Annotated in this window: 16 protein-coding genes; 4 read left to right on the forward strand and 12 right to left on the reverse strand. The window is 74.6% G+C overall.

All coding sequences use genetic code 11. From position 1 onward, the window contains the following. Positions 1–72: 72 nt before the first annotated feature. Entirely contained in the window at positions 73–1062 is a 990-nt protein-coding gene (locus WIS52_RS13805) for a D-2-hydroxyacid dehydrogenase (protein WP_349298621.1), read from the forward strand. Beyond that, on the forward strand, positions 1059–2459 hold the full coding sequence (locus tag WIS52_RS13810) for an amidase (protein WP_349298622.1): 1401 nt from the start codon (positions 1059–1061) through the stop codon (positions 2457–2459). The genes WIS52_RS13805 and WIS52_RS13810 overlap by 4 nt, the downstream gene beginning before the upstream one ends. Before the next feature lie 23 nt (positions 2460–2482). On the opposite strand, the gene tatB is transcribed toward WIS52_RS13810, so the two are convergent. The 4 genes from tatB to sigE all read right to left on the reverse strand — a co-directional run bounded on the left by tatB (position 2483) and on the right by sigE (position 5978). Next, positions 2483–2935: a Sec-independent protein translocase protein TatB gene (gene tatB, locus WIS52_RS13815; RefSeq protein WP_349298623.1), complete on the reverse strand. Its 453-nt coding sequence runs from the start codon at positions 2933–2935 to the stop codon at positions 2483–2485. 57 nt (positions 2936–2992) lie between these two features. Then, positions 2993–4603: a S1C family serine protease gene (locus WIS52_RS13820; protein WP_349298624.1), complete on the reverse strand. Its 1611-nt coding sequence runs from the start codon at positions 4601–4603 to the stop codon at positions 2993–2995. 68 nt (positions 4604–4671) lie between these two features. Beyond that, positions 4672–5331, reverse strand: a complete 660-nt coding sequence (locus WIS52_RS13825) for an anti-sigma factor family protein (RefSeq protein ID WP_349298625.1) — start codon at positions 5329–5331, stop codon at positions 4672–4674. Then, a complete protein-coding gene (gene sigE, locus WIS52_RS13830; RefSeq protein ID WP_349298626.1) occupies positions 5328–5978 on the reverse strand; it encodes an RNA polymerase sigma factor SigE in 651 nt (216 codons plus the stop codon). Before sigE ends, WIS52_RS13825 begins: the two co-directional genes overlap by 4 nt. A gap of 168 nt (positions 5979–6146) precedes the next feature. On the opposite strand from sigE, the gene WIS52_RS13835 reads away from it, so the two are divergent. Continuing rightward, a complete protein-coding gene (locus tag WIS52_RS13835) occupies positions 6147–6779 on the forward strand; it encodes an O-methyltransferase (protein ID WP_349298627.1) in 633 nt (210 codons plus the stop codon). Between the two features lie 40 nt (positions 6780–6819). Here the strand turns inward: WIS52_RS13835 and glgC are convergent, their stop codons facing one another. Continuing rightward, positions 6820–8055 (reverse strand): glucose-1-phosphate adenylyltransferase, encoded by a 1236-nt coding sequence (gene glgC / locus WIS52_RS13840; protein ID WP_349298628.1) that lies wholly within the window; start codon positions 8053–8055, stop codon positions 6820–6822. Positions 8056–8180: 125 nt separating this feature from the next. Between glgC and glgA the strand changes: the two genes are divergently transcribed. Continuing rightward, positions 8181–9344: a glycogen synthase gene (gene glgA / locus WIS52_RS13845; protein WP_349298629.1), complete on the forward strand. Its 1164-nt coding sequence runs from the start codon at positions 8181–8183 to the stop codon at positions 9342–9344. A 51-nt stretch (positions 9345–9395) separates the two neighbouring features. On the opposite strand, the gene WIS52_RS13850 is transcribed toward glgA, so the two are convergent. From WIS52_RS13850 to WIS52_RS13880, 7 genes are all read right to left on the reverse strand, one after another. Continuing rightward, positions 9396–9563: a DUF3117 domain-containing protein gene (locus WIS52_RS13850; RefSeq protein WP_344026400.1), complete on the reverse strand. Its 168-nt coding sequence runs from the start codon at positions 9561–9563 to the stop codon at positions 9396–9398. A 186-nt stretch (positions 9564–9749) separates the two neighbouring features. Beyond that, complete coding sequence (locus WIS52_RS13855; RefSeq protein ID WP_349298630.1) at positions 9750–10358, reverse strand: DNA-3-methyladenine glycosylase I; 609 nt, start codon at positions 10356–10358, stop codon at positions 9750–9752. Positions 10359–10378: 20 nt separating this feature from the next. Beyond that, on the reverse strand, positions 10379–10909 hold the full coding sequence (locus WIS52_RS13860) for an SRPBCC family protein (RefSeq protein WP_349298631.1): 531 nt from the start codon (positions 10907–10909) through the stop codon (positions 10379–10381). Continuing rightward, a complete protein-coding gene (locus tag WIS52_RS13865) occupies positions 10884–11246 on the reverse strand; it encodes a DivIVA domain-containing protein (protein WP_349298632.1) in 363 nt (120 codons plus the stop codon). Before WIS52_RS13865 ends, WIS52_RS13860 begins: the two co-directional genes overlap by 26 nt. A gap of 36 nt (positions 11247–11282) precedes the next feature. Further along, complete coding sequence (locus tag WIS52_RS13870; RefSeq protein WP_349298633.1) at positions 11283–12353, reverse strand: glucosyl-3-phosphoglycerate synthase; 1071 nt, start codon at positions 12351–12353, stop codon at positions 11283–11285. A gap of 30 nt (positions 12354–12383) precedes the next feature. Further along, positions 12384–12974 (reverse strand): LOG family protein, encoded by a 591-nt coding sequence (locus WIS52_RS13875; RefSeq protein ID WP_349298634.1) that lies wholly within the window; start codon positions 12972–12974, stop codon positions 12384–12386. Continuing rightward, entirely contained in the window at positions 12974–13759 is a 786-nt protein-coding gene (locus WIS52_RS13880; protein WP_349298635.1) for an LOG family protein, read from the reverse strand. The genes WIS52_RS13875 and WIS52_RS13880 overlap by 1 nt, the downstream gene beginning before the upstream one ends. Between the last annotated feature and the right edge of the window lie 18 nt (positions 13760–13777).

Genomic DNA, 13777 nt, shown 5'->3' on the forward strand with positions numbered 1-13777 from the left:
GATTGTTGACAATGCTAGGTGCGCTTCCTAGCGTGTCAACGCCGCCGACCGACTCGTCGACAGGACCGAACTTTGCCGGTTTCCGCTGGTCAGGACTCTTCCACCGTCACCGTCCTGCACGGTGGTGACGCCCCGCCCGGACTCAGCGAACGGGTCGGCGGCAGCCGACTGCGGCTCGCCGTCTCCCCCGAGGAGCTGGCCGACGCGCTGCCCGGCAGCGACGTGCTGCTCACCTGGGACTTCACCTCGGACGCCGTGCGCCGGGTGTGGAGCCCGGAGCTGACGACCGACCTGCGGTGGGTGCACACGGCCAGCGCCGGCGTCGACAAGGTCGCGTTCCCGGAGCTGCTCGCCTCGCGCGTGGTGCTGACCAACTCCCGCGGGGTGTTCGACCGGCCGATGGCCGAGTTCGTGCTCGGCGCCGTGCTGGCGTTCGCCAAGGACACCGCGGGCTCGCTGGCGCTGCAGCGGGACGCGACGTGGCGGCACCGGGAGACCGAGACCGTCGCCGGGAAGATCGCGACGGTCGTCGGGAGCGGGCCGATCGGGCACGCCATCGCCCACCTGCTGGGAGCGGTCGGGATGACCGTCCGGCTGGTCGGCCGGCGCGCCACCGACGGGGTGCACGCCTTCGACGAGCTCCCCGGGCTGCTCCCGGACACCGACTTCCTGGTGCTCGCCGCGCCGCTGACCGACGCCACCCGCGGCATGCTGCACACCGGGACCATCGCGCTGCTGCCCGAGCGGGCCCGCGTGATCAACGTCGGCCGCGGGCCGCTCGTCGTGCAGGACGACCTGGTCGGCGCGCTCGCCGCCGGGCGGCTCGCCGGCGCCGCGCTGGACGTCTTCGAGGTCGAGCCGCTGCCGGCCGACTCACCACTGTGGACCATGGAGAACGTCCTGGTCTCGCCGCACATGTCCGGTGACGTCGTCGGGTGGAAGGACATGCTCGTGGAGCTGTTCGCCGACAACCTGGTGCGCTTCCGCGAGGGTGCGGAGCTGCGCAACGTGGTGGACAAGGAACGGGGATACGTGAGCTCGACCTCCGGAGGAATTCAGTGAGCACCGCCGACCTGAGCGCGACCGAACTGCTCGCCGGGTACCGCACCGGGGAGATCTCGCCGGTGCAGGCCACCCGCGACGCGCTGGAGCGGATCGAGGCCCACGACGGCGCGGTCAACGCCTTCTGCCTGGTCGACGCCGACTCCGCGCTGTCGGCGGCCAAGGACTCCGAGGCCCGCTGGCAGGCCGGTGAACCGATCGGCCCGCTGGACGGGGTGCCGACGTCGATCAAGGACATGCTGCTGACGATCGGCTGGCCGACCCGGCGCGGGTCGACCACGACGTCGCCGGACGGGCCGTTCGAGGTCGACGGCCCGCCGGTGGCCCGGGTACGCGAGGCCGGCGCGGTGCTGCTCGGCAAGAACACCACGCCCGAGCTCGCCTGGAAGGGCGTCACCGACTCGCCGCTGACCGGGGTCACCACCAACCCGTGGGACCCGTCGCTGACCGCCGGGGGCTCGTCCGGTGGCAGCGCGGCCGCCGTCGGGCTGGGCATGGGGCCGCTGTCGCTGGGCACCGACGCCGGCGGGTCGGTCCGCATCCCGGCCGCCTTCACCGGCACCGTCGCGCACAAGCCGACCTACGGCCGGATCGCGCACTACCCCGGGTCGGCGTTCGGGACGCTGGCCCACGTCGGGCCGATGACCCGCACCGTCGCCGACGCCGCGCTGCTCCAGGACGTCGTCGCCCGGCCCGACACCCGTGACCCCTGGGTGGCCGACGTGGCCCGTGAGTCCGCCGTCGACCGGCTCGCCGGTGGCGCGCGGGGCCTGCGGATCGCGTTCTCCCCCACGCTGGGGTTCGCCGACGTCGACCCGGAGGTGGCCGCGCTGGTCGCCGCCGCGGCGGACGTGTTCACCTCGCTCGGTGCGACCGTCGAGCTCGCCGACCCCGGTTTCGCCGACCCGATCGAGCCGTTCGAGACACTCTGGTTCGCCGCCGCGGCCAAGTCCCTCGAGCCGATCGGCGCCGAGGCGCGGGCCCGGATGGACCCGGCGCTGGTGGAGATCGCCGAGCGGGGCGCGACGACCAGCGCGCTGGACTACCTGGGCGCGATGGCCGTGCGCAACGAGATCGGCACCCTGATGGGCGCCTTCCACGACTCCTACGACCTGCTGCTCACCCCGACGCTGCCGATCGTCGCGTTCCCCGGCGGGCAGGAGGTCCCGGACGGCTGGCACGCCCCACGCTGGACGTCGTGGACGCCGTTCACCTACCCGTTCAACATGACCCAGCAGCCGGCGACGTCGGTGCCGTGCGGATTCACCGCGGCCGGGCTGCCGGTCGGGCTGCAGGTCGTCGGGCCGCGGCACGCCGACGCGACGGTGCTGGCCGCGGCGCACGCCTACGAGCAGGCCACGGAGCACCACCTGCGACGCCCGGCGCTGCTGGGCTGAGGCCCGGGCCCCCGGCCCCGGCGTCAGGTGGCGTCGGGGTCGACCGGGGGGCGCTCGTCCGACGCCAGCGGGCGCGGCGTCGCCGGCGCAGGCCCCGACGCCGTGGCCCCGGTCCCGTTCGTCGTGGAGCCTGCGGATCCGTTGCTGCGCGCGCCGTTGCTGCCGTTCGTGGACGCGCGGGGGCTGTGCCCGTTCGGCTTGACCGGCTCGTCGTCGGCGAACAGGCTGCGGGTGATCGCCGTGCGGGGGTTGAGCGAGCGCAGGCTGCGCAGCTCGTTCAGCGGCTTCTGGATCTGGTCGAACTCCGGGCCCAGTTCCTTCTTGAGGGTGTTCTGGGCGCCGGTCGCGAACTCCTTGACCTGGCGGACCGCGTTACCCACCCAGCGCGCGGCGTCGGGGAGTCGCTCGGGGCCGAGGATGAACAGCCCGGCCACGACGAGGATCAGGATCTCCACCATCCCGATGTTCTCGAACACGTCCGTCAGCGTACGCAGGTCGGGTGGGCTGCGGGTACGTGGATCGGTGACGGCCGGCTAACGTTCGCCGAGGGTTGCGGTGACCGTCAGCGGCCGGCCCTGGCGGACCAGCTCGATCGGGACCTGCGCGCCCGGGTCGTACTCGCGCACCGCGACGACCATCTCGTCCGCGCTCGCGATCGCCCGCTCCCCCACCCGCACCACGACGTCGCCGTCGGCGATGCCCGCCGCGGCGGCCGGGCCGCGCTCGACGACGTTCTGGATCTGCGCGCCGTCGGTCGCGCCGTCGGTGACCGAGCGCGCGTTCACGCCCAGGTCGGCGTGCGCGACCCGGCCGGAGCGGATCAGCTCCTGGCCGATGGTGCGCGCGTCGTCGATCGGGATCGCGAACCCGAGCCCGATCGACCCGCCCTGGTCGCCGGACTGCGCCGTCCCGGCGCTGCGGATCGCGGTGTTGATCCCGACCACGGCCCCGGTCGAGTCCACCAGCGGGCCGCCCGAGTTGCCGGGGTTGATCGCCGCGTCGGTCTGCACCGCGTCGATCACCGCGTCGCCCGCGCTGCCCTCGGGGTCGAGCCGCACCGGGCGGTCCACCGCCGAGACGATGCCGGTGGTCACCGTGCCCGCGAGACCGAACGGCGAGCCGATCGCGATCACCGAGTCCCCGACGGCGAGCTCGGCGGACCGGCCGATCGAGGCCACCGTCGGGTTGGCGACCGGCACCCGGAGCACGGCGAGATCGGTCAACGGGTCGGTGCCGACGACCTCGGCCGGCACCCGGGACCCGTCGGAGAACACGGCCTCGATGGACCCCTGGCCGGGCCCGGTGGCCGGCGCGACGACGTGGTCGTTGGTGAGCACGTAGCCGTCGGCGTCGATGACCACCCCGGACCCGTTGCCCGCCTGGTTGCCGACGGTCACCTCCAGCGACACCACCGACGGCAGCACCCGGGCCGCGAGATCGGCGACCGAGCCGGGCGGGCGCTCCTTGGCGTCCTCGGTGGACGCCAGCACCGCGCCGGGGGTGGTCAGCGCGCTCGCGCCGGCGGCCGTCCAGTGCCCGACCAGGCCGCCGAGGGCTCCGACGCCGAGGGCCAGCGCCCCGAGCAGTGCGAGCGCCCTGGGCTGCACCCGTCCGCCGAACAGCACCTCGCGGACGCTGAGCCGGGGGCCGTCCGGCCGCGGGGACGGCGGCGGCTCGTCGGCGTCACCGTGCGGGGGTGCCGCGACCACGGGCGTGTCCGGATCGCGCCACGGGTCCTCGGCCGAGCCGCCGGGCCAGAACGCCTCACCTGCGGGATCCGTGTGCTCGGCGCCGTCGGAACCGGGCGGGCGCTGCAGCCCGCCTGCGCCCGCGCGCTCCGGGCGGCCGAACGCGCGCGCCACGGCGGCGGTCGGCGGGGGCTGGAGCGGGAACCCCGGCGCCTGCCGGGACGTGCCGTTCGTGCCGTGCGACGGCGGCGGGTCGAAGGGGGCGTCGACGCCGTCCGGCCGGCCGAACAGGGCCTGCTCGGCGGGGTCGGCCTCGGAGCGCTCCAGCGGACGCGGGCCGAGCCTCGGCGCCGCGCCGGACGGCGGGACCGCAGCGGACGGCGGCACCGCATCGGGTGTGCGGTCGGCACCACCGTCGGATCCCCCGGTGTCCCGGTGGTCCGGGGTCTCGCTCATCGGCGGTCCATCGGGCACGGCACGGGATCAGCCTGCCGGGCGGGCGGTGAAGTCCCTGTTGCGCCGGTTCAGCCGGACGGTGGAAGGTCCGCGTGCCGCATGGCCGGGGTCGCCGGGACGCCCGGAGCTCCCGACGCGGGCGTGGCGGGTGCGGTCGAGCCGGACGGGTACGCCGGGGACTGGCTCGGGTTGACCGCGATCCGGGCCACCGCGGAGTCACCGGGGTGCGGCCCGGACGGGCCGGGCACGGGGGTCGCGGGAGCCCAGCCGGGGACCGCGAACGCCAGCGCGCCCAGCGCGAACCCGGACACCGCGGCACCGGTCCCGAGACGTACCCGGCGGGAACGCCGCCGACGGGTGTCCGGCCCGGAGGGTGTGGGCGACGGGGCCAGGGCCGCCGGTCGCAGCACCGAGACCAGCTCGCCGTCCGGGGTCAGGGCCAGCCCGGCCGGGGGCGCCGGGAGGTCGGTGTCCCGCGGGATCGCCCGCAGGGTGCTCATCAGGGACGGGGGCAGGGTCGGCGCGTCGGCGCCCCGCAGCTCGGTGCGGGCCCGCCGCTGCCCGGCGACCTCGCTCGCGCAGTCCGGACACCGCTCGAGATGACGGTGGGCCCGGTCGTGCGGGCCGGCGGCCAGCTCGTCGTCCACGTAGGCGACGACCGCCTCGAGCGTCAGGTGGGCCTCCCCCCAGTCCGGGGGGACGACCTGGAAACGCCGTCGATCGGTCACGGCACCAACTCTGCCACCGGTCCGTGCGATCCGGCCACCACCCCGTCCACCGGCCGTCGTGCATCGGCTTCCCGGTGGCGCTCCAGCGACGCCCGCAGCGCCGTCCGCCCGCGGTGGATGCGGCTGCGCACGGTGCCCAGCTTGACCCCGAGCGTGGCGCCGATCTCCTCGTAGGACAGGCCCTCGACGTCGCACAGCACGACCGCGACCCGGAAGTCCGGCGCCAGCTCGTCGAGCGCGGCCTGCAGGTGCGGGTCCAGGTGGTTGATCGCGAAGACGGTCTCCGGCTCGGGTCCGCCCCCGGGGATCCGGTCGGTGTCGTCGGGCAGGCCCTCCATCCGCAGCCGGGCACGGCGGCGGACCATGTCGAGGAACAGGTTCGTGGTGATGCGGTGGAGCCAGCCCTCGAACGTGCCCGGCTTGTACGAGGCCAGCGACCGGAACACCCGGATGAACGTCTCCTGGGTGAGGTCCTCGGCGTCGTGCTGGTTGCCGGAGAGCCGGTAGGCCAGCCGGTACACCCGGTCGGCGTGCTCCCGGACGACCTCGTCCCAGCTCGGCGGGGTCCAGTCGGCAGCCTCGCCGGGGCGGGTGCCTGCGGCGGCGTCCCGGGCCGGGACGTCGTCGGTGGAGCGGGGATCGGGCATCGGGGCGGGGCACCTCCGTGATGCGCCGGGCGGCGCACTGGTTCTGTCGTTGCCCTACAGGGTGCCCCGTGGCGATGAGGAGGATGTGAAACCCGTCTGAGAGAAGTCTGTGAAATCGGCGCCGGTCCTTTCCGATCCGGGAAGGGTCCGTGCCGATAATCTTCCGGTATGAGTGATATCGCGGGGGCGACCGCGTACGCCGAGGGCTACCTCGCCGAGGACGACGCCCTCGGCGCGGCCCGATCGGTCGGGACGTCCGCGGCCGCGCACCCGATCACCCCGGCCGGCGGTGCGGCGCTGTCGGTGCTGGCGGCGACGATCGCGGCGCGGGCCGTGGTCGAGGTCGGCACCGGTGCCGGGGTCAGCGGTCTCTACCTGCTCCGCGGCATGGCCCCCGACGGCGTGCTGACCACCATCGACGTCGACCCGGAGCTGCTGCGCTCCGCCAAACGCACGTTCCTCGACGCCGGGTACGGGCCCGGCCGGCTGCGCATGATCAACGGGATGGCGCTGGACGTGCTGCCCCGGCTCACCGACGGCGGGTACGACCTGGTCGTCGCCGACGCCGTGCCGGCCGAGTACCCGGGCTACCTCGCCGAGGCGATCCGGTTGCTGCGCCCCGGCGGCGTGCTGGTCCTCGAGGGCGTGCTGGACGGCGGCCGGGTCGCCGGGGACGGCACCGGGGACGGCCCGGGGACTGCGGCGCTGCGCGAGACGGCCGCCCTGGTCCGGGACGACGAGCGGCTGCTGTCCGCGCTGCTCCCGGTGGCCGACGGGATGCTCTGCGCCGTCCGCAGGTGAGCAGAGCCCTTGCTCTGCTCACCCGGGCGCACCACCCGCTCTACTGCGCGGTGACGCCCTTCCCGAGCACGACGACGCCGCCGTTGGACACCGTGTAGCGGGTCCGGTCCAGGTTCAGGTCGACACCGATCAGCGCCCCGTCGGGCACGACGACGTTCTTGTCCAGGATCGCCCGGCGCACCACCGCGCCCCGCCCGATCCGGGCGCCCGGCAGCACGACCGAGTCGGAGACCTCCGCCCCGCCCTGCACGACGACGTTCGGACTGATCACCGACCGGCGCACGATCGCCCCGGAGATGATCGTGCCCGCGCCGACGATCGAGTCCTGCGCGATGCCGCCCTCGACGAACTTGGCCGGCGGCAGCGCCGGTGTCGCGGTGCGGATCGGCCAGCGGTGGTTGTAGAGGTTGAAGATCGGGTGCACCGAGACGAGATCGGTGTGCGCGTCGTAGTAGGCGTCGATCGTCCCGACGTCGCGCCAGTAGCCGGCGTCCCGCTCGGTCGCACCGGGCACGATGTTGTCGGCGAAGTCGTAGACGTGCGCCTGCCCCGCTCCGACCATGGCCGGGATGATGTCGCCGCCCATGTCGTGGTCGGAGTCGGCGTTGCTCGCGTCCGCCCGCAGCGCCTCGAGCAGCGCCTCGGTGGTGAACACGTAGTTGCCCATCGAGGCGAACGTGACGTCCGGGTCGTCCGGTACCGCGGGGGGCTCGGACGGCTTCTCCAGGAACTCGGTGATCTTCCCGGTCTCGTCGGAGGCGATGCAGCCGAACGCCTTGGCCTCCGCGCGCGGCACCCGGATCCCGGCGACGGTGACCCCGGCCCCGGACTCCGCGTGCTGGGCGATCATCTGCGCCGGGTCCATCCGGTACACGTGGTCGGCGCCGAACACCGCGATGTACTCGGGCTCGTCGTCGTAGACCAGGTTGAGGCTCTGGTAGATCGCGTCCGCGCTGCCGGTGTACCAGCGGCGGCCGAGCCGCTGCTGGGCCGGGACCGTGGTGATGTACTGGTCGAGCACGCTGGAGAGCCGCCAGGTGGTCGAGATGTGCCGGTCCAGCGAGTGCGACTTGTACTGGGTCAGCACGCACAGCCGGTCCATGCCGGCGTTCACCAGGTTCGACAGCACGAAGTCGATCAGCCGGTAGTTGCCGCCGAACGGCACCGCCGGCTTCGCGCGGTCCGCGGTGAGCGGCCACAGCCGCTTCCCCTCACCGCCGGCCAGCACGATCCCCAGCACCTTGCCGGGCAGCCGGCCGGACGACGACGGTCGCATGGGGTGAACCCTAGTGGGCGCACCGTGCTTGAGCCACCCGTCGGGCGCGTCGTGATCGACCGGCGCGGCGGGGAGGAGATCACCTCCTCGCGCCCGCCCGGCCGGTCCCGGTAGCGTCCCCCGGCGTGCGCGTCGGACTGCTCACCCGTGAATACCCGCCCGCCGTCTACGGGGGCGCCGGTGTCCACGTCGGACACCTCGTTCCCGCGTTGCGCGAACGCGTGGACGTCGACGTGCACTGCTTCGCCGAGCCGGGCATGGACACCCCGGCCGACGCGCGGGCGCACTCGGCACCGCCGCTGCCCGACGGCGCGAACGCCGCGCTGACCACGCTCGGCGTGGACCTGTCGATGGCGGCCGAGCTGGAGCGCTGCGACGTGCTGCACTCGCACACCTGGTACGCCAACATGGCCGGTCACGTCGGCGGCCTGCTGCACGGCCGCCCGCACGTGGTGACCGCGCACTCCCTGGAGCCGATGCGGCCGTGGAAGGCCGAGCAGCTCGGCGGCGGCTACCGGCTGTCGTCCTGGGTCGAGCGGACCGCCTACTCGCACGCCGACGCCGTCATCGCCGTCTCGCACGGGATGCGCCGCGACGTGCTGGCCGCCTACCCGTCGATCGACCCGGACCGGGTGCAGGTGGTGCACAACGGGATCGACACCGACTTCTACCGGCCCGACCCGGCCCGCGACGCCGTCGTCGCGGCGGGGCTGGACCCGGACCGGCCGATCGTGGTGTTCGTCGGCCGGATCACCCGGCAGAAGGGGCTCGGGCACCTGGTCGCGGCGGCGCACCGGATGACCACCGACGCCCAGATCGTGCTGTGCGCCGGTGCGCCGGACACCCCCGAGCTCGCCGCGGAGACCGAGCGTGCGGTGGCCGAGCTGTCGGCGTCGCGGCCCGGGGTGGTGTGGATCCGGCGGATGCTGGAGACGACCGAGGTCCGCCAGCTGCTGTCGGCGGCGACGGTGTTCGTGTGCCCGTCGGTGTACGAGCCGCTGGGCATCGTGAACCTGGAGGCGATGGCCTGCGGCACCGCGGTGGTCGCCTCCGACGTGGGCGGCATCCCGGAGGTCGTTGCCGACGGCGAGACCGGGTTGCTGGCGCACTACGACGCCGGCGACACCGCGGCGTTCGAGGCCGAGCTCGCGGAGCGGGTCGACACCCTGGTCGCGGATCCGGCCCGGGCGGCCCGGATGGGCGAGCGGGGGCGGGAGCGGGCGGTCGCCGAGTTCGCCTGGTCCGAGATGGCCCGGCGGACGGTCGAGGTCTACGACTCGGTCGTCTGAGTCGTCCGGAGGGCGGCGCCGGAACACGACGCCGCCACCCGGAAGCAGGCCTCAGCCGACGGTCGCCTTGAGCGCCTCGCTGAGGTCCGCCGCCTCGTCGGGAGTCATCTCGACGACCAGGCGCCCGCCACCCTCGAGCGGGACGCGCATCACGATGCCCCGGCCCTCCTTGGTGACTTCCAGGGGCCCGTCGCCGGTGCGGGGCTTCATCGCGGCCATTCGTCCGTCCTCCGTCAAGATCCACACGGTTGTCGTCCCGCGTGGACGCGTTCGGGGCGCGCGCCGGCCGCGGGAAGGCCATTGTCCCTCATCACCGGTGGCGGGGTGCAACCGAGGCGATCACGGCCCGGACGCGATCCGGGTGCGTTCACGCAGCGCAACGGCCCGGCGACGATCTTCACGCGGCTACCGGCCCTGCTGCCCCGCCCCGGTGGCCCCGGCGAGCCAGCAGTACTCGACGTGGTCGTCGACGAGCCCGGTCGCCTGCATCAGGGCATAACAGGTGGTCGGCCCGACGAACCGGAACCCGCGCTTCTTGAGGGCCTTCGACAGCGCCGCCGACTCGGGGGTCCGGCCGGGCACGTCGGACAGCCGCGCCGGTCGCGGGTGGACGGCGGGGTCGGGGGCGTGGGAGGCCAGGAACTCCCCCAGGTCGACGCCGCCATCGGCGAGATCGAGCACGGCCCGGGCGTTGGCCACGGTGGCCTCGATCTTCTGCCGGTTGCGCACGATCCGGGCGTCACCGAGCAGCCGGTCCACCTCGGCGTCGCCGAACCGGGCGACCCGCTCGGGGTCGAAGCCGGCGAACACCTCGCGGAACGCCGGCCGCTTGCGCAGCACGACCAGCCAGGACAGCCCGGACTGGAACCCCTCCAGGGTCAGGCGCTCGAACCAGGCGGCGGTGCCGTGGACCGGACGGCCCCACTCCTCGTCGTGGTAGGCGACGTAGTCGGGTGCCGACAGCGCCCAGTCGCACCGGCCGCGGTCGTCGGGAGCCCGCTCTGCTCTGCTCACCCCGGCGCTCGTCCCGCTACTCACCGCCCGGCCCGCCAGCGGTCCTCGGTCCGGGTCGCCATCCGTCGCAGCGACCACGTGACCCCGGCGGCGAACGCCGGCCGCACCAGCGGCCAGCCGAGCCGGCCCAGCGTCCCGAAGGGCAGGTCGAGCAGCTCCGACCAGAGGAACCTGCTGCGCCGCGGGCCCAGCTCCTCGACCGCGAACACCCCCTCACCACGAATCACCCGGCCGGTGTGCACGACGACCACGCGCCGCTCCCCGCCCGCACCGGACGGCGGCTCGGTCCACCCGGTGATCCGCATCGTGTCGGCGACGCCGAGCGGCCCGATCCCCGTGACGGCCCGCAGCTCGGTGCCGACCGAGCGCCCGTCGCCGCCGGTGACCTGCACCTGGGTGCCGAGCATCCACTCCGACTGGCCCTCCCAGTCGGTGACGCCCCTCCACAGCACGTCCGCGGGGACGGCGACCTCGACCGGGACGGTCAGCTCGACGCGCTCCCCCGCCGGCCCGCCGGCCTCGCTGTCAGCCCTGCCGGCGCTGCTCGTCATCCGGCCCCTCCTCGGTGCGCATCCGCGCGATCGTCGCCTCCAGGCCCGCGACCCGCTCGGCCAGCGCGTGCCGGTCGGCGCGGACCTGGTCGAGCTCCCCGGCCAGGCGGTCCAGCGCCCAGTCGACCTCGGCCATCCGGTAGCCGCGCAGCACCTGCTGGAAGCGCAGGTCACGCACGTCGGCACCGGACACCTCGCGGGCCGGCAGCCGAGTCGGCGTCGCGTCCGGTCCCAGCGGTGCCAGCTCCTCCCCGCGCCCGAACACCGCCGCCGCCAGCACGAACACCAGCGCCGCCACGACCGCGAGGACGAGCACGTACACGAGCGCGGTCCCCATACCCGCCATCACATCACGGACCACCGACGGCGGGGGTCAGCCCACGCGGGCCGACGACCCGGTCGGGGTGGCCGGAACGCGCCCGGCCCGCACCTCACCGGGCGGCGGCCGGTCGATCTGTTCGAGTGGACGGACCTCGCGTCGCCAACCGCGCCCGGGCCCGTCGGGGACGCTCCACCCGGCCTCATCGGCGCCGACCCCACCGATCGCTCCCGCCGGTACGCCGGCGAGCGGCACCGAGCCGGGAGCCGGCTCCGGCTCCGGCTCCGGCTCCGGCTCCGGCTCCGGCTCCGGCCGGTAGCCGACCACACCCGCGCCCGAGTCGGGGACGCCGCAGCGGTCGAGCGCGGTGGCGAGCACCTCCCGGGCGGTACGCCCCAGCTCGTGCAGCGGCCGGTTGCGGTGCCGGCGCACCCCGAGGTCGGCCTGGGCGATCGCGCCGGTCCCCACGGCCGCGGCGGCGTCGAGCAGCAGGCCGACGTCCACGCCGTAGCCGGTGGCGAACCGGAGCCGGTCGAGCAGCGTGCGGGTCGCGGCGTACTCCCCGCCCAGCGGCTGCGCGATCGCCGCCAGCTCCGGTCGCAGCGCGGCCAGCAGCGGGCGGGCGAGCAGCTCGGTGACCCGGCCGCCGTCGTGCCCGTCCGGGCCGTCCAGCGGGCGCCGGTGATAGCCCTTGACCAGGACGGCGCCGGGCCGGGTCAGCAGCGGGGCGAGCAGCCGCGGGACGAGGTCGGGATGCGGATCGGTCAGGTCGGCGTCGACGAAGCAGACGAGGTCGGCGTCCGCCAGCGTGACCACCGCCCGCCACATCGCCTCGCCCTTCCCGGGCAGCACCGGTACCCCGGGCAGCGCCGCCTCCCGCGAGAGCACCCGCGCCCCTGCCTCCGCGGCGCGTGCCGCGGTGCGGTCGGTGCTCCCGGAGTCGAGCACCAGGAGGTCGTCGACCAGCGGCGACGGGCCGGCCGTCAGCGGGAGGAGCCCGGTGACCAGGGGGCCGATCGTTGCCTCCTCGTCCAGCGCGGGGAGGACGACGGCGACCCGCCGCCCGTCCTTCGCCGCGACGAGCCGGTCCCGGACGCCCCCGGCCTCCACGGTGGACCGCGTCACTCGACCGGCCGGATCACGTGACGGGCCGGATCACGTGACGGGCCGGGCACAGGCGTCGAGGGCGGCGGCGACCGGATCGGTGCAGCCGTCGCCGCCGCGTACGACCCGCAGCCGCTCCATCGGCGCGCGCGAGGCGAACCCGCGGTCGGCCAGCCCGGCGACCCAGTCGAGCAGGCCGTCCCAGTGCCCGTCCGGGTCCAGCACGACGACCGGTTTGCCGTGCAGCCCGAGCGTCGCCGACGTCCACACCTCGAACAGCTCCTCGCAGGTACCCAGACCGCCGGGCAGCGCGAGGAACGCGTCGGCACGGTCCTCCATCAGCTGCTTGCGTTCCCGCATGCTCGCGGTGACGATCAGCTCGTCGCTGTCGTGGTCGGCCCACTCCCGCTCCACCATGGACTGCGGGATGATCCCGACGGTGCGGCCGCCCGCGGTACGCGCGCCGGTACCGACCGCGCCCATCATCGACTTCTTGCCGCCGCCCGAGACCAGCGTCCACCCGCGCGCCGCGACGGCGCGCCCGACCGCGTCGGCGAGCTCGAGGTGGTGCGGGGCGACGCCGTCGGAGCTCGCGCAGTAGACGCAGACCGCGAAGCCCGTGGCAGAAGGACCCACCGACATCAGTGGGTCTCCTCCCAGGCCTGGTAGGCCTCCTGCACGACCTCGACGGCGTCGTCGATGTCGTCGGTGAGGTGCAGCAGGTCCATGTCCTTCTCGGACACCTTGCCGTCGCGCAGCACGGTCTTGCCGATCCAGTCGTACAGCCCGCCCCAGTACTCGGTGCCGAGCAGCACGACCGGGAACTTGGTGACCTTCTTCGTCTGGACCAGGACCAGGGCCTCGAACAGCTCGTCGAGGGTGCCGAACCCACCGGGCAGGCAGACGAAGGCCTGCGAGTACTTCACGAACATCGTCTTGCGCGCGAAGAAGTACCGGAAGTTGATCCCGAGGTCGACCCACGGGTTCAGGCCCTGCTCGAACGGCAGCTCGATGCCGAGGCCGACCGAGAGCCCGCCGGCCTCGGACGCGCCGCGGTTGGCCGCCTCCATCGCACCGGGTCCGCCGCCGGTGATCACCGCGAACCCGGCGCCGGCGAGCCGTGCACCCAGTTCGCGGCCGAGCTCGTACTCGGGCGAGTCGGCCGAGGTCCGCGCGGAACCGAACACGGTCGCGGCCCGGGGCAGCTCGGCGAGCATGCCGAAGCCCTCGACGAACTCCGCCTGGATCCGCAGCACCCGCCAGGGATCGGTGTGCACCCAGTCCGCGGGACCGCGGGAGTCGAGCAGCCGCTGGTCGGTCGTGGTGGTCTCGACGCTGCGGCTGCGGCGCAGCACCACGGGGCCGCGTTGCTTCTCCGGCAGGTGCGGGTTCTCCGGAGATCGGGACTCGGCGTTCTCGTCGGCCATACGCGTCACGGTATTCCG

Source organism: Pseudonocardia nematodicida, assembly GCF_040105385.1.
GTDB lineage: Bacteria > Actinomycetota > Actinomycetes > Mycobacteriales > Pseudonocardiaceae > Pseudonocardia > Pseudonocardia nematodicida.

Coding starts and splice junctions, on each gene's coding strand:
- WIS52_RS13835 (WP_349298627.1), top strand. CDS start 6,147: ATGAGTGATATCGCGGGGGCGACCGCGTACGCCGAGGGCTACCTCGCC.
- WIS52_RS13820 (WP_349298624.1), bottom strand. CDS start 4,603: ATGAGCGAGACCCCGGACCACCGGGACACCGGGGGATCCGACGGTGGT.
- WIS52_RS13850 (WP_344026400.1), bottom strand. CDS start 9,563: ATGGCCGCGATGAAGCCCCGCACCGGCGACGGGCCCCTGGAAGTCACC.
- glgC (WP_349298628.1), bottom strand. CDS start 8,055: ATGCGACCGTCGTCGTCCGGCCGGCTGCCCGGCAAGGTGCTGGGGATC.
- WIS52_RS13880 (WP_349298635.1), bottom strand. CDS start 13,759: ATGGCCGACGAGAACGCCGAGTCCCGATCTCCGGAGAACCCGCACCTG.
- WIS52_RS13875 (WP_349298634.1), bottom strand. CDS start 12,974: ATGTCGGTGGGTCCTTCTGCCACGGGCTTCGCGGTCTGCGTCTACTGC.
- sigE (WP_349298626.1), bottom strand. CDS start 5,978: ATGCCCGATCCCCGCTCCACCGACGACGTCCCGGCCCGGGACGCCGCC.
- WIS52_RS13865 (WP_349298632.1), bottom strand. CDS start 11,246: ATGGGGACCGCGCTCGTGTACGTGCTCGTCCTCGCGGTCGTGGCGGCG.
- WIS52_RS13860 (WP_349298631.1), bottom strand. CDS start 10,909: ATGACGAGCAGCGCCGGCAGGGCTGACAGCGAGGCCGGCGGGCCGGCG.